Origin of the sequence: Pseudomonas sp. Irchel 3H9, assembly GCF_900187495.1 — a bacterium.
GTDB classification, from domain to species: domain Bacteria; phylum Pseudomonadota; class Gammaproteobacteria; order Pseudomonadales; family Pseudomonadaceae; genus Aquipseudomonas; species Aquipseudomonas sivasensis.
The window spans coordinates 689,631-711,249 of sequence record NZ_FYDK01000001.1; the positions used below are offsets into that span (position 1 = coordinate 689,631).

Below are 21,619 nucleotides of genomic sequence, written 5' to 3' on the forward strand. Positions count from 1 at the left end.
GCCACGCGGCGCCGTCGCACAGTATCAGGCCGTCTTGCCGGTATGGTTATTCAACGAAATAACCTTGGTCTTGCCGATGCGGTGACGATAGATCTCACGCAGGTACTTGATCGCTTTCTTCACGCAGTCCCGTGACAGGCGAATGTCATTGATCGATACGAACTTGTCTTTGTCGTTGATCAGCTCCCGGTACTTCTTCTCATACATCGGTTTGATCGCGTACCAGTTGGTGTCGAGGATCTTGGCCGGGTTTTCAAACTCGTTGAGCAGCTCGTCGATACGGTCTTCGTCGAAGTCCTCGTGGATGATGAAATCCAGGATCGAGTTGTCCAGCGTGTCATCGAAGCGGTACGGATTGCGCGCGAAGCAACGCTTGATAAACGCCACGATCAGCGTCAGGAAGTCATCCGACAGGCAGGGGCTCTTGGCAATCAGGGTGGTCAGCGACAGGTTGGCCGACGCGCCGATGACCAAGGCGTAGCGCTTGAGCGTGGTATTGGGGAACAGGCTGTTGAGGTGAGTCTTGAGCCGGTTCAGGTCCATGTAGGACAGTTTGTAGTCCTTGGGCAGCGAGACGATGGACACCACCGACGAGCAGTTCTTGAAGAAGTGCAGGTCGTGCAGCGCCGCTGCGTCATAGCCGGAATTCTTGTACTGCTCCAGGGACGCTTTGTAGCGCTTGGACTCGATTGGCAACAGGCTGATGCCTTCGATGGCCTGGGTGACCTTATTGAAGTGCGGCAGGTCGATGGAGCGGAAGAACAGATCGTCGATATTCAGGCGCTGGGGCTCCTTCTCGAAGACTTTGAACTTGTCATTCGAAGGAACTGGGGTTTCCGGAACCACGGACTCGGCGTAGGCAATCGCCACCGGGCCGGCCAGGCTCATGAATAGGTCGTTGGCGTCCAGGCGGATGGTTTCGCCGATGTCGATACCGGCGCGACGGAAGTAGTTCTGGTCGTAGTCGGTGGTCACGGCCTGGGCCGTGAGGATGTTGAAGATCTGCTGGGAGATGTACTGGTTGGCGTGTTTTTCCATGGCATTGACGTCAATGTTCTGGATGTTGCCGTCATCGCTTTCTTCGGCATAGCGCATGATGTCGTTGGAGATCAGCATCATCGCGTTCCATGGGCGGATACGCCCCTTCACGCTGGCTTCGCTGCTGTCTTCGTTGTCAAAGTTGTACGAGAAGTCCCACTCTTCCGAAAGGTATTTGCACAGCAGCCGGCCGGCGTTGATGTGCAGTGCCTCGGACATTTCACTGCGGTGATCGGAAATGTTCGGCAGCACACAAATACCGCTGGTGAAGATCGGCTCGAAGACGAAAGCATGGCCGCTTTTGCTGTCGTGCTCGTCGGCGGGCTTGGTGTCGAAGGTCTTGTTCATGTACGAGTGCTGCTGGGCCAGGCCGAATTCCGAGGCCATGCCTGAGCCGGTACCGCCACCGGCGCTGAAGATCGAGAAGTACAGGCGCGACTGGTTGGCCTTGATGCCGCAGGAGTCGATGAGGTACGAGTGGATCATTTTCCAGTCGGGGCTGGAAAAGCGCTGGGTGTCTTTGTTGAGGATGATCTTCGCCAGGTATTGGCCGAGGATCGGCGCGTTACCGGCGCCACCGGCATGGACTTCGGAGAGGTCCATGATTTTCATCTTGCTGTAGTCGCGCAGGAAGCCGCTTTTTTCGCCCTTGCGCGAGAAGCGAATGCGCCCCGCGATGTCCTTGTCCAGGTCGCCGAGCATCACCAACGGTTCCACCAGGAACACCGGCTTGCTGGCCTTGCCGCCGCCCAGGCGCAGGTTATTGCGGATCCACTGGGCCGGACTGTAACCCTTGTCCAACGATTTATCTTCGTTGCTGAACTCGTTCAGGTAGAACTTGCGCGCGTTGTACACCAACTCCGCCACGTCCAGCGCAATGTTCGAACCGCAGCGGCCCAGGCCGATCAGGCATACCGACGGAAACTCTTGCTCGCTGCGCTGCTCGCCGTCCACTTCCAGATGAGGCGGGCGTGGAAACACCATGTCGCGCAGGCCATCGAGGTTATCGAGGATACGGTCGGTATTGGTTTCGGTGAAGTACAGGTATTGCTGGGTGGACAGCGGGCGGGCAGTGGTCAATGACGTTGAACCTGAGGGCTTCTGCGCAGGCGCTGCGAGCAACACGTCGGATACCACGGTGGCAGAGTTATTTTTAGAAGTCATTGTGCGCCATGTGCCTGGGCGGATGGCTGGAAAGAATCAAAGGGCCATCACGGAATGGGAGTTCGCGACTTTGCAGTGCGTCCTTGTCCGGGACGATCGGGTTGACCCCGTGTTCTCAGGGAAAACCTGGCCGGACTCTGATGAATCGGCCGTTCGTCGGGAATCTTTAGATGAATGATGGCGAAATGCCAAAGAGTCGGCGTCAGCGAATTGGCCTGACGATAGAGGTGGGCCCAGGTCGGCCCGGGGCAGGTTCTCTCGGCGCGATGGTGTCTTTGGTGGCTGCCATGCTCAACGAATAAAGCGGGTTGCGTATGTCGATGCCCTGCATAACGCTGATGATGTCACTGGCGGCCACTGCTGGGCTCAGCAGGTAACCCTGGACGTAATCACAGCCGTGTTGGAGCAGCAGTTCGAACTGGGCATGGGTTTCCACGCCTTCGGTCACCACCTGCAGGTGCAGGGTATGGGCCATGCCGATAATCGCCTGGACGATCTCGATATCGGCGGTCGATTTGGGAATGTCCTGGATGAACGAACGATCAATCTTCAAGGTGTTGAGCGGTAGGCGCTTGAGGTAAGCGAGGGAGGAGTAGCCGGTGCCGAAATCGTCGATGGCCAGCGACACGCCCAGCGAACGTATTTGCCGCAACAGCGCCAGGGTGCTGCTGATGTTGCCCATCAGCGCATTTTCAGTCACTTCCAGCTCCAGGCGATTAGCGCCGATCCCGCTGAAGCGCAGGGCGTCTTCTATCTCATCTGCCAGCTCATCGCGGGCCAGGTTCAGGGCCGAGCAGTTCACCGCCATGGTCAGGTCGGTATAGCCTCGGTCGGTTAGCAGGCTCAAGTCATGGCAGGCCTGGCGCAGTACCCAGTGGTCGAGGTCGGCGATCAGTCCGTTGCTTTCGGCAATGCCGATAAATCGGTCCGGGGCCAGCAGCCCATGTTGCGGATGCTGCCAGCGCACGAGGGCCTCCAGGCGCGTGACCTTGCCCAGTTTCATGTCAAAGATCGGTTGGTAGAACAGCACCAGTTGGTTCTGGGCGCGCAAGGCGCTGCGCAGTTCTTCTTCCAATTGCAGTTCGAGGAAGGCCCGGGTCTTCAGGTTGGAACTGAAGAAGTTCAGGCTGTTACGCCCCGTATCCTTGGACTGGTAAAGCGCCAGGTCGGCGGTCTTGAGCAGTTCTTCGCAGGTCAGGCCATCGTCGGGAAACAGGCTGATGCCGATGCTGGTGGTCATTACCATGCGGCGGCCGGCCAGTTCGATGGGCTCTTTCATTTTCTGCATGATGCGCTGGGCCAGGTGCCGCGCTTCGTCGCGGTGGTGGACGCTGATCAGGATGCAGAACTCATCGCCGCCAAACCGGGCGACCACGTCTGCATGGCTGCGCACCGAGCCTTTGATATGGCTGGCGAGTACGGTGAGCAATTGATCGCCGGCGTCATGACCGAGGCTGTCGTTGATGCGCTTGAAGTGGTCGATGTCCAGGAAAATCACGGCCATCATGCCGTTTGAAGCGGTTTTTTCGGCGATTTTCTCCGCAAAGATCTGATTGAAACCCCGGCGATTGAGCAGGCTGGTCAGGGCATCGTAATGGGCTACCTGTTGTAGAGAGGCGCGCGCCTGGTCCAGTTCGCTGAGCAGTGCGTTGACCCGACGTAGGTCGCGTTCCTTGTGCTGCAGTTTCTTGTCCGCCAGAGCAGCGCTGATGCTGCTGCCGATTACCAGCAGGGTGATCACGGCGACCGACAGTCCCAATTGGATCGGGTTGTTGTCCAGCGGCAATGAAAGGTCGGCCCCCGTGGGCACGATCAATTGCGTCGCGGCCATGCCGGTAAAGTGCATGCTGAGAATGCCCGCGCCCAGCACCAGGCTGGCGGCGTACTTGAGCAGTTGATGAAATACCCCAGTGCCGGTGCGCAGGTAACTCGACAGCAATAACGCGGCCAGGCTGGCTCCCATGGCGATGCCCACAGAGGCGAGGAACAGTCCCGACTCGAAATACATCTGAGCCTGGGAGCGCATGGCTGACATGCCGACGTAGTGCATCAACGCGATGCCAAACCCCATCCAGACCGACGCCAGCACGTATTGGTGGAACCGCAGGTTGGCATGACTGAGGGTTTTCATGGCGAACAACGAGGCGATCAGGGCGATCAGCAGCGAGGCGAACGTTGTAATCAGTTCGTAGTGAATCGCAATGGGGGCTTGGAAGGCCAGCATGCTGATGAAGTGGGTAGACCAGATGCCACCCGCCAGGCAGCCGGCACCCAGCCAGCGCCAGTGGCGGCGTGCGGTGGGATCTTCGACATGGCCAACGCGTTCCGCCATGTCCAGGGTGCCGAACCCCGCCGCACAGGCCACCAGATAGGCCAGCAACACCAGGAAAGGGTTATGACTGCAATTGAGTAATAAGTGCCCGTTCGCTGGAAGATTGGTAAAGAAGTGCAGACCCAGCCATTCCATAGCATGTCCCGTCATAGCGTCACGTCACAGCCTGCGGCAATGACCTATGGGGTCGAGTATAGAAGCCTCGAAGGATTTGCCAGGGATAATGGCACTTTGCTCTGAATGATTTTGGCATGCCACCCATAGCGATTAATGCTAAGCGCTGATGGGCAGTTCCAATTCGAACGGCGCTTGCAACGGCGGCAGGCCAAATGCGGCGCGGGCTGCATCGCAGTCGACGTTCTGTTCGCCCTGACTCCACGACGCATCGAACTCTCGGCAGGGGCTTGAACGCTGCTCATATATTGAGCAACTGGTGCCTTTGCCGACTTCACCTTCAAGGCTGCAGCAGCGTGCGGGCTTTTGATCAGTCCCGATCATCGCCACGCGGGTCGGGTTGATCTGCACCACCAGGTCATCCGGCACCGTGCCCCCCGATGAGGCACACTCACCCCAGAAGAAAGACACACGGAAGTGTGAACAGCAGGCACCGCAACTCAGACACGGACTGGCTTCGGACATGGGCGTCATCGATAAGAAAAGTAAGAAGGGGGTGCTGCGGGAAGGCTCGCCATTCTATCCGCGCCATGGCCGTTGGGAAGAGGGTGGCGCACTTATATTTTTGTAGGTGAAGTCCCGCAGCACCGGGTGAAATCATGCCCTATCAGCTTTACGAATCATTACAGACAACCAGAGCTCGCCTGACTATGTTGCAGGTACCGGGCAGGATGCATCGGGCATCGCAGCTCTCATAACAATAAAAGAGACGGACCCATGCAGAACTCGACCCAAGCGGCGAATGCCTGGCGCATTCTGTTCCTGCTGTTTCTGGCCAACCTGTTCAACTTCTTCGACCGCACGATTCCGGCGATCATCATCGAGCCAATCCGCATGGAATGGCACCTGAGCGACTTCCAGCTCGGCATCATCGGCACCGCTTTCACTATCGTCTACGCCATTGCCGGCCTGCCGCTGGGGCGCATGGCCGATACCGGCTCGCGCAGCAAACTCATGGGCTGGGGCCTGTTCGCGTGGAGCGGCCTGACGGCGGTCAACGGCTTGGTCGGCAGTTTCTGGACATTCTTGCTGGTGCGCATGGGCATCGGTATCGGTGAAGCCAGTTATGCGCCTGCCGCCAACTCGCTGATTGGCGATCTGTTCCCGGCGCACCGCCGTGCTCGAGCCATGGGGATTTTCATGCTGGGCCTGCCGCTTGGCCTATTGCTGGCATTCTTTACCATTGGCTGGATGGTCAAGGCCTTCGACAGCTGGCGCGCGCCGTTCTTTATCGCCGCCGTGCCTGGGATGATCCTTGCGGTGTTCATGTTCTATATCAAGGAGCCCAAGCGCGGCGCCGCCGAAACCGTACAAGTCTCCCAGGAACGCGTCGACCGCCCGATTCGCCGCGTACTGGCTGTGCCGACTTTCCTGTGGCTGGTGCTGGCTGGCCTGTGCTTCAACTTTGCCACCTACGCGTGCAACTCGTTCCTGGTGCCGATGCTGCAGCGCTATTTCCTTATGCCACTGCAGGACGCGGCGGTCGCCACTGGCGTCATTGTCGGGTTGACCGGCCTGGTGGGCTTGACCTTGGGGGGCTGGATTGCCGACAAGATCCATCAACGTGTTGCCAATGGCCGGCTGCTGTTTGCGGCGTTCAGCCTGATCATCTCTACTGTGACCACCGCCTGGGCATTGCACGCCGGGCGCATCGAGATCGGCGTGTTTGTGGCCCTGTTCAGTGTGGGCTGGTTGTTTGCGTATAACTTCTACACCTGCGTGTACACCGCGATCCAGGACGTGGTCGAGCCGCGCCTGCGGGCCACGGCGATGGCGTTGTTCTTTGCCGGGTTGTACTTGCTCGGCGGCGGGATGGGGCCGATTGTGGTGGGCGGGCTGTCCGACCACTTTGCCCATTCGGCGATGTATGCCGATGGGGCTGCGCAGATGACCGAGGCTTATAAAGCCGTGGGCTTGCACGACGCCATGTACCTGATTCCGGTGGCGCTGTTTTTGACGATGTTGTTTCTGTTCCAGGCGTCACGCAGTTTTGTGCGTGATGCCAAGCGTATGAAGGAAGGCTTGATGGCGGTTGAGGTGCCGGCTGCGGCAGCGACTGCTTGAAACCGCGGTGATTCCACCGGGGGCAAGCTTCCTCCCGCAGTTGACCGAGTTGTCATGTCGACCACTGATCAATGTGGGAGGGGGCTTGCCCCCGATGAAGCCCGCAAAGCCAACGCTGTTCTCCAGCGAATAAAAAAGGCCCGCATTGCGCGGGCCTTCTTGTTCAGCAGGGCAGGGCGGTAATCAACCCGCTACCAACACCCGAATCGCTTCTAGTCGCAGCGCCGCTTTGTCGAGCATGGCCAGGCCTTGCTCGCGTTGGTTGCGCAGGGCAACCAACTCACTGTCACGCACGGTCGGGTTGACCGCTTGCAACGCGGTCAGGCGTGCCAGTTCTTCGTCGGTGTCTGCCGCCAGGCGACGCTTGGCCTCGGCCACACGTTCGGCGTGGCGCGGAGTGATCTTCTCTTCACCGGCGTTGATGCGCGGGGTGAGTTGATCGCGCTGGGCTTGCACGAACTTGTTGGCGCTGGCCCGTGGCACGCTTTCCAGCTGGTCGTTCAGGGTTTCGAACGAGACGCGGCCGGACAGGTCGTTGCCGTTGGTATCCAGCAAGCAGCGCAGTGCCGCCGGCGGCAGGTAGCGACCCAGTTGCAGTGCGCGTGGTGCGACGACTTCGCTGACGTAGAGCAGCTCCAGCAGCACGGTGCCCGGCTTGAGCGCCTTGTTCTTGATCAGCGCCACGGCGGTATTGCCCATGGAACCGGACAGCACCAGGTCCATGCCGCCCTGCACCATCGGGTGTTCCCAGGTGATGAACTGCATGTCTTCGCGCGACAGTGCCTGGTTACGGTCGTAGGTGATGGTTACACCTTCGTCGTCGCCCAGGGGGAAGCTGGCGTCGAGCATTTTTTCGCTGGGCTTGAGGATCAGCGCGTTTTCCGAATGGTCTTCGCTGTCGATGCCGAATGCGTCGAACAGGGTTTCCATGTAGATCGGCAGGGCGAACTGGTCGTCTTGTTCAAGAATGTCTTCAACCAGCGCATCGCCTTCGCCAGCGCCGCCGGAGTTGAGCTCCAGCAGACGGTCACGACCGGTATGCAGCTCTTGCTCCAGGCGCTCGCGCTCGGCACGGGCTTCGTCGATCAGGGCTTGCCACTCGCCGTCGTCGGCGTTTTCCAGCAGCGGCAGTAGGCGCGGGCCGAACTGATGCTGCAAGGCGTTGCCGGTCGGGCAGGTGTTGAGGAACGCGTTCAGCGCTTCGTGGTACCACTGGAACAGGCGCTCTTGCGGGCTGGTTTCCAGGTACGGCACGTGCAGTTCGATCACATGCTTTTGGCCGATCCGGTCCAGACGACCGATCCGCTGTTCCAGCAGGTCGGGGTGGGACGGCAGGTCGAACAGTACCAAGTGGTGGGAGAACTGGAAGTTGCGGCCTTCACTGCCGATTTCCGAGCAGATCAGCACCTGTGCGCCAAACTCTTCATCGGCAAAGTAGGCGGCGGCGCGGTCACGTTCGAGGATGTTCATGCCCTCGTGGAACACCGTGGCCGGGATGCCGGAGCGCACGCGCAGGGCGTCTTCCAGGTCCATGGCGGTTTCGGCGTGGGCGCAGATCACCAGCACTTTGGTGCGCTTGAGCATTTTGAGCTGGTCGATCAGCCACTCGACGCGCGGGTCGAAGCGCCACCAGCGGTTTTCTTCATCGATGTCCGGTTGCGACTGGAAGCTGACTTCCGGGTACAGCTCGGCGTGTTCGCCCAGCGGCAACTCCAGGTATTCATCCGGGTTCGGCATTGGGTAGGCGTGCAGCTTACGCTCCGGGAAACCCTGCACGGCGGCACGGGTGTTACGGAACAGCACGCGGCCGGTGCCGTGGCGGTCGAGCAGCTCACGCACCAAGCGCGCGCTGGCTTCGGCGTCGCCATCGTTGACGGCGGTGAGCAGCGCTTCGCCTTCGTTGCCGAGGAAGCCTTGGATGGTCTTGTGTGCAGTCGGTGACAAGCGGCCCTTATCGAGCAGCTCCTGCACGGCTTCGGCCACCGGGCGATAGTTCTCGCTCTCGGCGCGGAAGGCGTGCAGGTCGTGGAATCGGTTCGGGTCCAACAGGCGCAGGCGAGCGAAGTGGCTGTCCTGGCCCAGTTGCTCCGGGGTAGCGGTGAGCAGCAGTACGCCGGGGATCACTTCGGCGAGTTGCTCCACCAGCGTGTATTCCGGGCTGGCTTTTTCTTCATGCCAGACCAGGTGGTGGGCTTCATCGACTACCAGCAAGTCCCAGCCGGCGGCGAACAGCGCGTCCTGGGCCTTCTCGTCGTCCACCAACCATTCCAGTGCAACCAGGGCCAACTGGGTGTCTTCGAACGGGTTGGCGGCATCGCTTTCGATGAAGCGTTCTTCGTCGAACAGCGCAACTTGCAGGTTGAAGCGGCGGCGCATTTCCACCAGCCACTGGTGCTGCAGGTTTTCCGGGACCAGGATCAGCACACGGTTGGCGCGGCCCGACAGCAATTGGCGATGGATCACCAGGCCGGCTTCGATGGTCTTGCCCAGGCCTACTTCGTCCGCCAGCAATACCCGCGGCGCGATACGGTCAGCGACTTCACGGGCGATATGCAGTTGGTGAGCAATGGGTTGCGCACGCACGCCACCCAGGCCCCACAGCGAGGACTGCAATTGGCGGCTGGTGTGTTCCAGGGTGTGGTAGCGCAGCGAGAACCACGCCAACGGGTCGATTTGGCCGGCGAACAGACGGTCGCTGGCCAGTCGGAACTGGATGAAGTTGGAGAGTTGGGTTTCCGGCAGGGTGACCTGCTCGTTCTGCCCATTGAGGCCGTGGTAAACCAACAGACCGTCGACGTCGTCGACTTCCTGAACGGTCATTTTCCAGCCTTCGAAATGGGTGATGGAGTCACCCGGCGAGAACCTCACTCGGGTGAGGGGCGCATTCCGTAGCGCATACTGGCGAGTGTCGCCAGTGGCCGGATAGAGCACGGTCAACAAGCGGCCGTCCTGTGCCAGAACGGTGCCTAACCCCAGCTCTGCTTCGCTGTCACTAATCCAGCGTTGCCCCGGTTGATACTGCTGCGCCATGCTGCCTGACTCCCGCCGTGAAAAAGCCGACTATCTTAACGGAACAAGGCCCTCAGCCAAAGGACTCTGACGAAAACTACTCCGTTTGAGTGCAGGGGCGAGCGCTGAATCGACGGGTGGCGGGCACTTGCGAGTGTCGACTGGGTCACAGGTTGGCGAGTCCGTGCTCAAGTCGTCGTTCGGCCCGCCGACAGCCTGCTGACAGGAGAACAACTATCATGCTGCCACCCATGCTGCCCGTCAGCGTTGTACCGGTTACGTCGCAACTCGACCCGGTCCGCCAGAAACCGGATATTCCGCCCGTGGTCCCTGTGCAAGCGGGCTCCAACGAAAGCACGATCGACCTGAAAAAGGGCGATGCCGAGCAGTCGACCTTTTTGCTGCGCGAGGAACAACGCCGCCAGCAGGAACAACAGAAGCGTCGGCGCGAAGCCGATGAAAACCCGGATCAGCACCTGGCGATCCCGGGCGACCTGCTCAATGCCGACAACACCGTACCGGTCGTGCCGTTGATCGAAGACGCGCCGCGCCAGGGCTTGTGGGTTGACGTCGAAGTTTAAGCGCTCAGTTGCCGCAGGGCTGCCATCAGCGACTTGATGTCGTGATCGTTGTTCAGGGGGCTGACGGAGATTCTTGCAACGCTTGCCAGGCCACGCGCCTGCATATCCAGCGGGGTGTAGCCCACGCCGTTGGCGCCGATATTGATGCGCTTCAATCCCAATTGCCGTTTGAGTTCGAAGGCGTCCCAGCCGGCGAGGTTGAAAGCGATCAGCCCTGATTGAAGCGTGCCCAGTTCATGTAGGGAAATCCCCGGAATCTCACGTAGAGCTTCACGAATTTGCGCGCTGGTCTGTGCGACGCGTTCCCATACGCGCTCAATCCCCAGGTGATTCATCTCGCGCAGCGCATTTCCCAAACCCGCTAACAGCGCAAAGGACACTTCGCTGGTTTCAAAGCGCCTGGCGTCGTCGCGCAGGTCGAAACCGCTTGCGGCCAAGGGGGCAGAAAGCACGTCACGCTGGGCCGGGTCCAGGTGCTGGAGAAAGTCCGGCCGTACATACAGCAGCGCCGTGCCTCGCGGCCCGCGCAGGTGTTTGCGACCGGCCGACTTGAGTACGTCACACTGCAACGCTTGTACATCCACCGGCACTTGGCCGACGGCTTGGCCGGCGTCGACAAAGTAGGGGATGCCATGACGCTTGGCCACTGCGCCGATGGCCTGGGCGGGGTTGATCAGGCCGCCGTTGGCCGGGAGCCAGGTGAGGTCGATCAGCTTTACATGGGCATCGATCATTGACTCCAGCGCCACGGGGCAAACCGCGCCGGTTGCATCGCAGGGGATGACTTCCACCCGTGCACCCGCCTGCACGGCCAGCTGCATGCTCGCCAGATTGCCGCCCCATTCGTGGCGCCCCACCAGAATGCGATCACCGGGTTGCCACGCGCCCAAGGCTTGGAACGCCATGCTCCAGGCAGTTGAGCCGCTGCTGGCAAACGCTATGGACGCGGCGGGCGCATTGAGCAGTTGCGCGGCGGCGTGGCGGGCTTTTTCCATCAGCATGGCGCCATGCTCACCGGCCTCCATTGGACCGTCGCGGGCTTCGCGCTGTAGTTGGTCGATGATGGCGTCCAGTGTCGCCTGGCTTGGCAGGGACGCGCCGGCATGGTTGAAGTGCACGAGGCCCGATTGGCAGCCGGGAGTGGCCTCCCTTAATCGTTGAATATCCAGCGGGCTCACGGCTGCAACTCGAAAATTGCGTCAACCTCCACCGCCACGCTGGCCGGCAGGCTGGCAACACCCACCGCTGTTCGCACATGCCGGCCCTGTTCGCCGAGTGCATTCACCAGCAGGTTCGACGCACCGTTCGCCACCGCGCCCTGGTGCTGGAAGTCAGCGCTGCTGGCGATAAAAACCCCCAGGCGCAGGGTGCGTACCAAGCGCGACAGGTCGTCGCCCAAGGCATCGCTCAATTGCGCGAGCAAGCTCAGTGCAGCCAGTTCTGCCGCCTGGGTGCCGTCTTCCTCGCTGAGGGATTCCCCCAGTCTGCCGAGGTAAGCAGGCTTGCCGTCGAGCAGTGGGATCTGCCCGGAAATAAACAGCTGGTTCTGGCTGATGACATGGTTGATGTAGTTGGCAATCGGCTGGCTGGGGGCTGGCAGCGTCAAGCCAAGGGCGTTCACGCGTTGGCGGATGGAGTTGCTCATGCTGAATCCTCTGATTTCAAGAGGTTTGAGCATGTTGGTCCGGGGGAGGCTGCGACAAACGGATAGATCTCACGCGACGTATCGAAATAACTCACGCGTCAGCGCAGACCTCCTTTAACCATTGGCTGAAACACTCGGCCGCTTCACCGGTGGAACCTTGGGGGGCGATCAGCCAATAGCCGATGTCACTGTGGTAGGGCGGCCAATCGAAGGCTTCAACCAGGCTGCCGTCCTGAAGCCGGCGTTGGATCAGGCGGTGACGGCCCATGGCAATGCCCTGGCCGGCGACGGCGGCTTCGACCACGATGTTGTAGTCATGCAGCATGACGCGCGGGTGGTCTTCGAGGTCGACTTGATAATGATGGGACCAATCCGTCCATTCGAACGGCCGGTGCGAGGTTGCCATCAGCAAGGGGCCGTTGTGCAGTTGACTGGCCTTGAATGCCGGGCTGCACACCGGTGAAATCACTTCAGCCATCAGCCGCGTGGCCCGCACGTCCGGCCAATCGCCTTTGCCGTAACGGATGGCCAGGTCGACTTCGGCGGCGGCGACGTTGGCCAGTTGAATCGCTGGCAACAGCTCCACCTGGATGTGCGGATAGCGGTTGAGAAACCCCGCCAGGCGCGGGGCCAGCCACAAGGTGGCGAAAGACGCCAGCAGGCCGATGCGCAACACAGTGGCGCTGGGTAGCTGTCGTTGGGCGCGGGTCGCGGCAGCGATGGCGTCAAGGGCGGGGCGGATTTCATCGTAGTAACGCTGCCCGTCGGCGGTCAGATCGATCGCGCGGGTGCGTCGGATAAACAGCGGTTTACCCAGATGCTGTTCGAGCTTTTGCACCTGATGGCTTAGGGCGCTTTGGGTAACCGATAACTCACTCGCCGCCTTGATAAAACTCAAGTGGCGGGCCACGGCTTCAAAGGCTCGTAGTGCCAGCAACGGTGGAAGATCCTTGTGCAGAGCCACCTGAGTGCGCCTCCTGGGTCGTGCGGAAAGTGCCGATTTTGGGCGACGGCCTGCCATTTGTCGCGCGCTGATTTGCCGTCGGGCGCAGCAGCCCGCATTATTGAACCCTACTCGCCACGACGTAAGACAAGCCATGAGTGATGACGACAAGCTGATCGACCTGAATGCCGAACGCGCCAAGCGCGTACATGACCTCAATGACAAACGCCTGAATGAAGTGCGCCAGGCGTTTGAACACGCGATGCCTTTAGGCAAAGGCAAGAAAAAATCAAAGAACAAACCGAAAAAGCGTTAACACGGCCTGCATCTGTTGATGCAGGTCAGTTAGTCCCCTTCTTTACGCCCCGTTGCGGGCGACATTGATCCCCGTCAATTTTTCAATCCGCCTTCTCCAGTAACTTAGCCCTATCGCAACAGGGCAAGTGCAGGAGGCCGGTCATGTTTATCGATAATGTGGTATTCGCCGGAGTGCTGACTGTAAGCCTCATGGTGTTGTTTTTTGTAGGGTTTGGATTCTTCATCTGGAAAGACGCAAACAAGCGTAAAAAACCTTAGGTCTTTCCGGGTTACATGAGCACGCAAGGCATTTTGGGCGACTTCGGTCGCCTTTTTTTTTGAGTTGTTTTTGTGTGTATATCCGTCGCTGCAGCAACGGATAGGTCCCCCGCCAAAAAAACCAAAAAAAAGGCGCAACCCCCATCAGGATCACGCCTTCTTTTCCAACCCAAATCTATCAGCTACCCAACGCCTTGGAAGCCAACCAGAACAACCCGGCCGACAGTCCAACAGTCGCAGGCAACGTCAACACCCAAGCCATCAGGATGGTCTTGACCGTGCCACCTTGCAGGCCGCTTTTGTTCGCGACCATGGTGCCGGCCACGCCCGAAGACAGCACGTGGGTCGTGGACACCGGCAGGGCGAAGATATTGGCAAAACCAATCATGGTAGCGGTGGTGATCTGTGCCGACATGCCCTGGGCATACGTCATGCCCTGTTTGCCGATCTTCTCACCGATGGTCAGTACCACACGCTTCCAACCCACCATGGTGCCCAGGCCCAAGGCCAGTGCGACGGCGAGGATCACCCAGAACGGCGCGTACTCGGTGGTGGCGGTCAGGTCTTTGCGCAGTTTGTCGAGGTCGGACTTCTCACGCGCATCCAGGCCCGGCAGCTTGCCGACTTTCTTCGCAGTGTCGTCCAGGCAGAGCAGGTAGCGACGCACTTCGATACGCTGATCCGAAGTCAGCGAATGGTAGTCGGAGACACCTTTCAACGTACTGACGAGCGCATTGATAGTAGGTTCGGTCTGCTGCGGGTTGCACTGGAACTTGCCCGGCAGATCGTCTTTCACGCTTTTGCCCAGGGCCAGGAATTCGCCGAGGGTGGCGTTATTGCGCTGGTAGAACTGGCTCAAATGCACGGTGGCGTCGCGAGTGCGTTCGATCTGATAGGTGGTACTGCCCAGGTCGAGTACGAACTGCGCCGGCACGATGCCGATCAGCACCAGCATGATCAGGCCGATGCCTTTCTGGCCATCGTTGGAGCCGTGCACGAAACTCACGGCCATGGCGGAGATCACCAGGACCAGGCGGTTCCAGAACGGCGGGTGCTTCTTGTCGTCGAGCTTGCGGCGCTGGTCCGGAGTCTTGTGCATCTTCGACAGCGGACGCCACCATTTCAGACCGATCAGCACCAGGGCTGCGACCAGGAAGCCAGCCATTGGCGAGAACACCAGGGATGCGCCGATATCAACAGCTTTCTGCCAGTTCACACCGTCAGACAGGGGGATATCGTTGATCAGGGCATTGGCCAGGCCGACACCGAGGATCGAACCGATCAAGGTGTGGGAGCTGGAAGCAGGGATACCGAAGTACCAAGTGCCCAGGTTCCAGGTGATCGCCGCGGCTAACAACGAGAAGACCATCGCCAAACCATGGCCGGTGTTCACATTGATCAGCAACTCCACCGGCAGCAGATGCACGATGGCGTAGGCGACACCGACACCACCGAGCAACACGCCGAGGAAGTTGAACACCCCGGAGAAGAACACGGCCAGATGCGGCGGCATGGCTTTGGTATAGATGACTGTGGCCACCGCGTTAGCGGTGTCATGAAAGCCATTGATGAACTCGAAGGCGAGGACAAAGGCGAGGGCGAGCAACAGGCTCACTAGAACCCAAGCATCCAGTCCGCTGAATAAATCGATCATGAAGGTTTTCTGACCCGGTCGTAAGGGGGCGCGATTATGCCAGAAAACCTCAGTAATCGATGCATTAGCTGCTCATCGGTAACAATCTTCATTGAAACGCCTGGGGCGAAACCGGGCGATCCCAGGGTTTTCGGGGCTTTAGCAAGTCTTTGATTTATAAAGTGCAGGGCTGAAAAGACACGGTTTTGTCACCGAATCGTCATCCTTGAAACATTTGTATGAAATTTTACTGGTGGGAGTGGGACTCAGGGTGCCCGACCGATGGCTAGCTGCCAGCAGTCAGGGCCGAACCCTAGGCTCAATCCGAAGCGCTTATGGCTCTTCGGCTTTGAGTTCCTGTTCAATCTTTTGGATTTCCTGGGCAAATGCCTGGTCGAGCAGGCTGGCTCGCTTGCGCCATGGTTTGCGTTCAGGTTCAGGCTGGGCGGCGTAGGTGGTGACTTCCCCGCCGTAAACATCCTTGTAACGTTGCTCCTGGCGCTCAAGTTCCGCGCGCAGTTCATCTTTCGTCACATTGTTACCTAATTGAGTTGAGTGTAATTACGCTGCAGCGTTATGCCTGAATGTCGCCCTCGGATTGTTCAAAGTTGAGCAGTTGATGCGTTCAAGTTTGAACAACGGATACTGGAAACCGTTGGTTATGGCTGTCATTCAAAGCAGGTAGTTGCGACTGTCCATGCACTGCATGTGCCTGGCCTGGCGAGCTCTGGCCCCGAAAGTGAAACCGGGCTGACCTCCGCACAGGGTGCATTATAGCGGCGCATTTGAATAACACTATCGGCATAAAGTTGAAAAGCGTCAACTTTGTGTGAGCGTTTTGTTACACGCACACGTGAGTAGTTGCTGAGATTCTGGCGCCATAAATTCAACAAGCAACTAAAGGTTCAAGCATTTCACCGTAACTTTACTTTGCCAAGGCGCCATCGCGAGGCCGGTCGTTCAGGTACGCCCCAAATTGCGATAATCGCATGATCGTCCGATAATCGCCCAATGTTGCCGGCCCTGTCTTGTGCAGATCGGTCGGTGCGGCTTGTAATACCTGCCCAATTCCTGCGGTTGACAATAAGAGAAAGGAACCTGAGATGAACGATCAATTGCGCAACTCTTTCGCCTCAGTGGCGCCGCCGATCGTTGCCTCGCCGGCCAAGCGTATCCAGGCGTTTACCGGTGACCCGGATTTCATGACCTCCCTGGCCCGTGGCTTGGCCGTGGTGCAGGCATTCCAGGAGCGCAAACGCCACCTGACGATTGCGCAAATCAGCCATCGCACCGAAATTCCCCGCGCCGCTGTGCGTCGTTGCCTGCATACCCTGATCAAACTTGGCTACGCCACCACCGATGGGCGTACCTATTCCTTGTTGCCCAAAGTACTGACCCTCGGCCATGCCTACCTGTCGTCCACGCCATTGGCGGTGTCGGCTCAGCCATATCTGGACCGCATGAGTGAACAACTGCACGAAGCCTGCAACATGGCGACCCTCGAAGGCGACGACATCCTCTATATCGCCCGTTCGGCCACCACCCAACGTCTGATTTCCGTGGACCTGTCGGTGGGCGGGCGTTTGCCGGCCTATTGCACGTCCATGGGCCGCATCCTGCTCGCGGCGCTGGACGACGCCTCGCTGCAGGATTACCTCGACCACGCGGACCTGCAAATCAAGACCAGCCGCACCCTCACCACCCCCGAAGCTTTGTTCGAATGCCTGCAACAAGTGCGTCAGCAGGGTTGGTGCATCGTCGACCAGGAACTGGAGCAAGGCCTGCGCTCCATCGCCGTGCCGGTGTATGACGCGTCTGGCCAGGTATTGGCAGCGCTCAACGTCAGTACCCATGCCGGACGCGTCAGCCGCAGCGAGCTGGAACAGCGCTTCCTGCCGAGCATGCTCAGCGCCAGCCGTGAGCTGAGTGCGCAGTTGTTTGCCTAAGGTGTTCGGTGACCGCACAGATCCCGGCTTGATCAATTGACGCTATTTCCTCCGGCTTATTACTGTGCGGCAGCGCTCTTAAGGGCGCCCCAATAATAATGACGACCCCAGGTCGTTGGCCCGCCCTCGGTGTGGAATAAAAATAATGAATCAGCCTTCTGTCGGTACCACGCTGGACGTGCAGTCCTTCATCAACACCCAGCCACTGTCACGCTATCAGTGGCGCGTGGTTATCCTGTGTTTCCTGATTGTCTTCCTTGATGGCCTCGACACCGCCGCCATGGGCTTTATTGCGCCTGCGCTGTCCCAGGACTGGGGCATCGACCGCGCCAGCCTTGGTCCGGTGATGAGCGCCGCGTTGATCGGCATGGTGTTCGGCGCGTTAGGTTCGGGCCCGCTGGCCGACCGTTTCGGTCGTAAAGTCGTGCTGGTCGGCGCGGTTTTGGTGTTTGGCGCGTTCAGCCTGGCTTCGGCCTACAGCAGCAATGTCGACCAATTGCTCGTGCTGCGTTTCCTCACAGGGCTGGGCCTTGGAGCAGGCATGCCTAATGCCACCACGCTGCTGTCCGAGTACACCCCCGAGCGCCACAAGTCGCTGCTGGTGACCAGTATGTTCTGCGGTTTCAATCTGGGTATGGCCGGTGGCGGGTTTATCTCGGCCAAACTGATCCCGGCGTTCGGCTGGCACGCGTTATTGATGATCGGCGGCATCCTGCCGTTGATCCTGGTGGTGGTGCTGCTGCTCTGGCTGCCGGAGTCGGCGCGTTACTTGGTGGTGCGCAACCGCGGCACCGATAAGGTACGCAAAACCTTGTCACCCATCGAGCCCAACATCGTCGCCCAGGCCACCGCCTTCAGCGTGCCCGAACAAAAAACCGTCAAGGCCCGCAACGTATTCGCGGTGATCTTCTCCGGCACTTATAGCGCCGGTACCTTGCTGCTGTGGCTCACCTACTTCATGGGCCTGGTGATCGTGTACTTGCTCACCAGTTGGTTGCCGACGCTGATGCGTGACAGTGGCGCGAGCATGGAGCAGGCCGCGTTTATTGGCGCGTTGTTCCAGTTCGGTGGGGTGTTAAGCGCCGTCGGCGTGGGCTGGGCGATGGACAGGTTCAATCCCCACAAAGTCATCGGCATCTTTTACCTGCTGGCCGGGGTGTTTGCCTACGCGGTAGGTCAGAGCCTGGGCAATATCACCGTGCTGGCGACGTTGGTGCTGATCGCCGGAATGTGCGTCAACGGCGCGCAATCGGCGATGCCGTCCCTGGCGGCGCGCTTTTACCCGACCCAAGGCCGCGCCACCGGCGTGTCGTGGATGCTCGGCATCGGCCGCTTCGGCGCGATCCTCGGCGCCTGGATGGGCGCCACCTTGCTGGGCCTGGGCTGGAACTTTGAGCAGGTGCTCACCGCCCTGGTGATCCCGGCCGCTGTGGCCACGACGGCGGTGGTGATCAAGGGCATGGTCAGCCATGCGGATGCCACCTGAGCTTGGCAGGTTTCTAAGCTGGGAGAGGGCAAGCCCCCTCTCACACCAGAAGATTAGCTAGACAACAATATGTTCGATAATCGAACGCTGAGTCGATTATCGGATTGTTTGGCCCATTTCCCCGGCTTAATCTTCAAGCACTTCGGCGCCACCTCAGCGCCTTTTTCGATCAACACCGGGAGCCCAACCCCATGGCTGAAATTCTCACCCTGCGTGATGCGGTCAAGCGTTTCGTGAACGACGGCGATACCGTCGCTCTCGAAGGCTTCACCCACCTGATCCCTACCGCCGCAGGCCATGAAATCATTCGTCAGGGCAAGAAAGACCTGACGCTGGTGCGTATGACGCCTGACCTGATCTACGACCAGTTGATCGGTGCCGGCTGCGCACGCAAGCTGATTTTCTCCTGGGGCGGCAACCCGGGCGTTGGCTCCCTGCATCGCCTGCGTGACGCGGTCGAGAAGCAATGGCCGCAACCGTTGGAAATCGAAGAACACAGCCACGCCGACCTGGCCAATGCCTACGTCGCCGGCGCCTCTGGCCTGCCGTTCGCGGTACTGCGTGCCTACGCCGGTTCCGACCTGCCCAAAGTCAACCCATTGATCAAAAGCGTGACATGCCCGTTCACCGGCGAAGTGCTGGCGGCGGTGCCGTCGGTGCGTCCGGACATCACGGTGATCCACGCGCAAAAGGCCGACCGCAAGGGCAACGTGCTGCTCTGGGGGATTCTCGGTGTGCAGAAAGAAGCGGCGTTGGCGGCCAAGCGTTGCATCGTCACCGTTGAAGAAATTGTCGACGACCTGAATGCACCGATGAACAGCTGCGTGTTGCCCACCTGGGCCCTGACTGCTGTGTGCCACGTACCCGGCGGCGCGCATCCGTCCTACGCCCACGGTTACAACGAGCGCGACAACCGCTTCTACCAGGCGTGGGATCCGATTGCCCGCGACCGTGGGACGTTTACCGCCTGGATCGACGAATACATCCACGGCACTGCTGATTTCAGTGAATACCAGGCCAAGTTGGCCACCGCGCAGGAGGCCAAGTAATGGCTTACTCGACCAATGAAATGATGACCGTCGCCGCCGCGCGCCGCCTCAAGAACGGCTCGGTGTGCTTTGTCGGCATCGGCCTGCCATCCAAAGCGGCCAACCTGGCGCGCCTGACCTCATCGCCCGATGTGGTGTTGATCTACGAGTCCGGCCCGATTGGCGCCAAGCCCTCGGTACTGCCGTTGTCCATTGGTGATGGCGAACTGGCGGAAACCGCTGACACCGTGGTGCCAACCGGTGAGATTTTTCGCTACTGGCTGCAAGGCGGACGTATCGACGTGGGCTTTCTCGGTGCAGCTCAAGTCGACCGTTTCGGCAACATCAACACCACCGTGGTCGGTGACTATCACCAGCCCAAAGTACGCCTGCCGGGTGCCGGTGGCGCGCCGGAAATCGCCGGCTCCGCCAAAAGTGTGCTGATTATCCTCAAGCAGTCGTCCCGTTCGTTTGTGGACAAGCTGGACTTCATTACCTCAGTCGGCCACGGCGAGGGCGGCGATTCACGTAAACGCCTGGGCCTGCCGGGTGCCGGTCCTGTCGGAATCATTACCGACCTGTGCATCATGGAGCCGGAAGAGGGCACCCATGAATTCGTGGTCACCGCGCTGCACCCTGGCGTGACCCGCGAGCAAGTGGTGGCCGCTACCGGTTGGGCGATTCGCTTTGCCGACCAAGTCAGCACCACCGCCGAGCCGACCGAGGTCGAGTTGACCGCCCTGCGTGACCTCGAAGCCCGCACCGCTGCCGCCCACGGCCAAGCACCGGGAGAAGCCTGATGCGCGACGTATTTATCTGTGATGCCATTCGCACTCCCATCGGCCGCTTTGGCGGTGGCCTGTCCACCGTACGCGCCGATGACCTGGCGGCATTGCCGATCAAGGCGCTGATGGAGCGCAATCCGTCGGTGGACTGGAGCGCGGTGGATGAGGTGTTCCTCGGCTGCGCCAACCAGGCCGGTGAAGACAACCGCAACGTCGCCCGCATGGCGCTGTTGCTGGCGGGTCTGCCGGAAAGCATTCCAGGCGTGACCCTTAACCGTTTGTGCGCCTCGGGCATGGACGCCATTGGCACCGCCTTTCGCGCCATCGCCAGCGGCGAAATGGAGCTGACGATTGCCGGGGGCGTTGAGTCGATGTCCCGTGCGCCGTTCGTGATGGGCAAGGCTGACGCGGCGTTTTCGCGCAACATGAAGCTGGAAGACACCACCATCGGCTGGCGCTTTATCAACCCCTTGATGAAAGCCCAGTACGGCGTGGACGCGATGCCGCAGACCGCCGATAACGTCGCCGATGACTACCAGGTTTCACGTGCTGATCAGGACGCCTTCGCCCTGCGCAGCCAGCAACGCACGGCGGCCGCTCAGGCTGCGGGCTTTTTTGCCGAAGAAATCGTGCCGGTACGGGTTGCCCATAAAAAAGGCGAAACCGTGGTCGAGCACGATGAGCATCCACGGGACACCACCCTGGAAGCCCTGACCAAACTCAAGCCGGTCAACGGCCCTGACAAGACCGTCACCGCCGGTAATGCTTCAGGTGTGAACGATGGTGCGGCGGCGCTGATTCTGGCGTCCGCCGAAGCGGTCAAGAAACACGGCCTGACGCCGCGTGCCCGTGTGTTGGGCATGGCCAGCGCCGGTGTCGCCCCGCGTGTGATGGGCATCGGTCCGGTGCCAGCGGTGCGCAAACTGGTGGAACGCCTGGGGTTGGCGGTCACCGACTTTGACGTGATCGAACTCAACGAAGCTTTCGCCAGCCAAGGCCTGGCGGTATTGCGCGAATTGGGTATTGCCGACGACGCGCCCCAGGTCAATCCGAACGGCGGCGCCATCGCCCTCGGTCATCCGTTGGGCATGAGCGGTGCGCGGTTGGTACTGACAGCCCTGCATCAGTTGGAAAAAACCGGTGGTCGTAAAGGCCTGGCGACCATGTGTGTCGGCGTCGGCCAAGGGTTGGCCCTGGCGATTGAACGCATCTAAT

18 protein-coding genes are annotated in these 21,619 nt (G+C 60.0%); 9 read left to right on the forward strand and 9 right to left on the reverse strand.

The window, feature by feature from the left end:
• Positions 1 to 24: 24 nt before the first annotated feature.
• From CKW32_RS03310 to CKW32_RS03320, 3 genes are all read right to left on the reverse strand, one after another.
• Positions 25 to 2,202 (reverse strand): hypothetical protein, encoded by a 2,178-nt coding sequence (locus tag CKW32_RS03310; RefSeq protein WP_032891571.1) that lies wholly within the window; start codon positions 2,200 to 2,202, stop codon positions 25 to 27.
• 202 nt (positions 2,203 to 2,404) lie between these two features.
• A complete protein-coding gene (locus CKW32_RS03315) occupies positions 2,405 to 4,669 on the reverse strand; it encodes a bifunctional diguanylate cyclase/phosphodiesterase (RefSeq protein ID WP_095184033.1) in 2,265 nt (754 codons plus the stop codon).
• Between the two features lie 138 nt (positions 4,670 to 4,807).
• Positions 4,808 to 5,173, reverse strand: a complete 366-nt coding sequence (locus tag CKW32_RS03320) for a YkgJ family cysteine cluster protein (RefSeq protein ID WP_032891567.1) — start codon at positions 5,171 to 5,173, stop codon at positions 4,808 to 4,810.
• Between the two features lie 252 nt (positions 5,174 to 5,425).
• Between CKW32_RS03320 and CKW32_RS03325 the strand changes: the two genes are divergently transcribed.
• Positions 5,426 to 6,772, forward strand: a complete 1,347-nt coding sequence (locus CKW32_RS03325; RefSeq protein ID WP_032891565.1) for an MFS transporter — start codon at positions 5,426 to 5,428, stop codon at positions 6,770 to 6,772.
• Positions 6,773 to 6,955: 183 nt separating this feature from the next.
• On the opposite strand, the gene rapA is transcribed toward CKW32_RS03325, so the two are convergent.
• Entirely contained in the window at positions 6,956 to 9,802 is a 2,847-nt protein-coding gene (gene rapA / locus CKW32_RS03330) for an RNA polymerase-associated protein RapA (RefSeq protein ID WP_032891564.1), read from the reverse strand.
• 218 nt (positions 9,803 to 10,020) lie between these two features.
• On the opposite strand from rapA, the gene CKW32_RS03335 reads away from it, so the two are divergent.
• Positions 10,021 to 10,362, forward strand: coding sequence for a hypothetical protein (locus CKW32_RS03335; RefSeq protein ID WP_032891563.1), 342 nt, complete (start codon positions 10,021 to 10,023; stop codon positions 10,360 to 10,362).
• Here CKW32_RS03335 and CKW32_RS03340 read toward each other — a convergent pair.
• The 3 genes from CKW32_RS03340 to CKW32_RS03350 all read right to left on the reverse strand — a co-directional run bounded on the left by CKW32_RS03340 (position 10,359) and on the right by CKW32_RS03350 (position 12,971).
• Positions 10,359 to 11,540 (reverse strand): aminotransferase class V-fold PLP-dependent enzyme, encoded by a 1,182-nt coding sequence (locus tag CKW32_RS03340; protein WP_095184034.1) that lies wholly within the window; start codon positions 11,538 to 11,540, stop codon positions 10,359 to 10,361. The genes CKW32_RS03335 and CKW32_RS03340 overlap by 4 nt on opposite strands.
• Complete coding sequence (locus CKW32_RS03345) at positions 11,537 to 12,007, reverse strand: RidA family protein (protein WP_095184035.1); 471 nt, start codon at positions 12,005 to 12,007, stop codon at positions 11,537 to 11,539. The genes CKW32_RS03340 and CKW32_RS03345 overlap by 4 nt, the downstream gene beginning before the upstream one ends.
• Positions 12,008 to 12,098: 91 nt before the next feature.
• A complete protein-coding gene (locus CKW32_RS03350; protein WP_095184036.1) occupies positions 12,099 to 12,971 on the reverse strand; it encodes a LysR substrate-binding domain-containing protein in 873 nt (290 codons plus the stop codon).
• Between the two features lie 133 nt (positions 12,972 to 13,104).
• Between CKW32_RS03350 and CKW32_RS28250 the strand changes: the two genes are divergently transcribed.
• Both CKW32_RS28250 and ccoM read left to right on the forward strand, forming a co-directional pair.
• Positions 13,105 to 13,266, forward strand: coding sequence for a hypothetical protein (locus CKW32_RS28250; protein WP_095184037.1), 162 nt, complete (start codon positions 13,105 to 13,107; stop codon positions 13,264 to 13,266).
• A gap of 143 nt (positions 13,267 to 13,409) precedes the next feature.
• Positions 13,410 to 13,526 (forward strand): cytochrome c oxidase subunit CcoM, encoded by a 117-nt coding sequence (gene ccoM / locus CKW32_RS28710; RefSeq protein ID WP_017530457.1) that lies wholly within the window; start codon positions 13,410 to 13,412, stop codon positions 13,524 to 13,526.
• A 178-nt stretch (positions 13,527 to 13,704) separates the two neighbouring features.
• Here ccoM and CKW32_RS03360 read toward each other — a convergent pair whose 3' ends face one another.
• Both CKW32_RS03360 and CKW32_RS03365 read right to left on the reverse strand, forming a co-directional pair.
• Positions 13,705 to 15,180 carry an inorganic phosphate transporter gene (locus CKW32_RS03360; protein WP_032891556.1) on the reverse strand — a complete coding sequence of 492 codons (1,476 nt, stop codon included), beginning with the start codon at positions 15,178 to 15,180 and terminating at the stop codon, positions 13,705 to 13,707.
• A 312-nt stretch (positions 15,181 to 15,492) separates the two neighbouring features.
• A complete protein-coding gene (locus CKW32_RS03365; RefSeq protein ID WP_003172389.1) occupies positions 15,493 to 15,693 on the reverse strand; it encodes a hypothetical protein in 201 nt (66 codons plus the stop codon).
• 569 nt (positions 15,694 to 16,262) lie between these two features.
• On the opposite strand from CKW32_RS03365, the gene pcaR reads away from it, so the two are divergent.
• The 5 genes from pcaR to pcaF all read left to right on the forward strand — a co-directional run bounded on the left by pcaR (position 16,263) and on the right by pcaF (position 21,618).
• Complete coding sequence (pcaR, locus tag CKW32_RS03370; RefSeq protein WP_032891554.1) at positions 16,263 to 17,105, forward strand: pca regulon transcriptional regulator PcaR; 843 nt, start codon at positions 16,263 to 16,265, stop codon at positions 17,103 to 17,105.
• Between the two features lie 145 nt (positions 17,106 to 17,250).
• The gene (locus CKW32_RS03375) at positions 17,251 to 18,591 is read left to right on the forward strand and encodes an MFS transporter (RefSeq protein ID WP_032891552.1); all 1,341 of its coding nucleotides are present in this window, start codon (positions 17,251 to 17,253) and stop codon (positions 18,589 to 18,591) included.
• A 191-nt stretch (positions 18,592 to 18,782) separates the two neighbouring features.
• Positions 18,783 to 19,640 (forward strand): CoA transferase subunit A, encoded by an 858-nt coding sequence (locus CKW32_RS03380; protein ID WP_032891550.1) that lies wholly within the window; start codon positions 18,783 to 18,785, stop codon positions 19,638 to 19,640.
• Positions 19,640 to 20,419 carry a CoA-transferase subunit beta gene (locus CKW32_RS03385; protein WP_032891547.1) on the forward strand — a complete coding sequence of 260 codons (780 nt, stop codon included), beginning with the start codon at positions 19,640 to 19,642 and terminating at the stop codon, positions 20,417 to 20,419. The genes CKW32_RS03380 and CKW32_RS03385 overlap by 1 nt, the downstream gene beginning before the upstream one ends.
• On the forward strand, positions 20,416 to 21,618 hold the full coding sequence (pcaF, locus tag CKW32_RS03390) for a 3-oxoadipyl-CoA thiolase (protein ID WP_177434252.1): 1,203 nt from the start codon (positions 20,416 to 20,418) through the stop codon (positions 21,616 to 21,618). Before CKW32_RS03385 ends, pcaF begins: the two co-directional genes overlap by 4 nt.
• Position 21,619 lies beyond the last annotated feature (1 nt).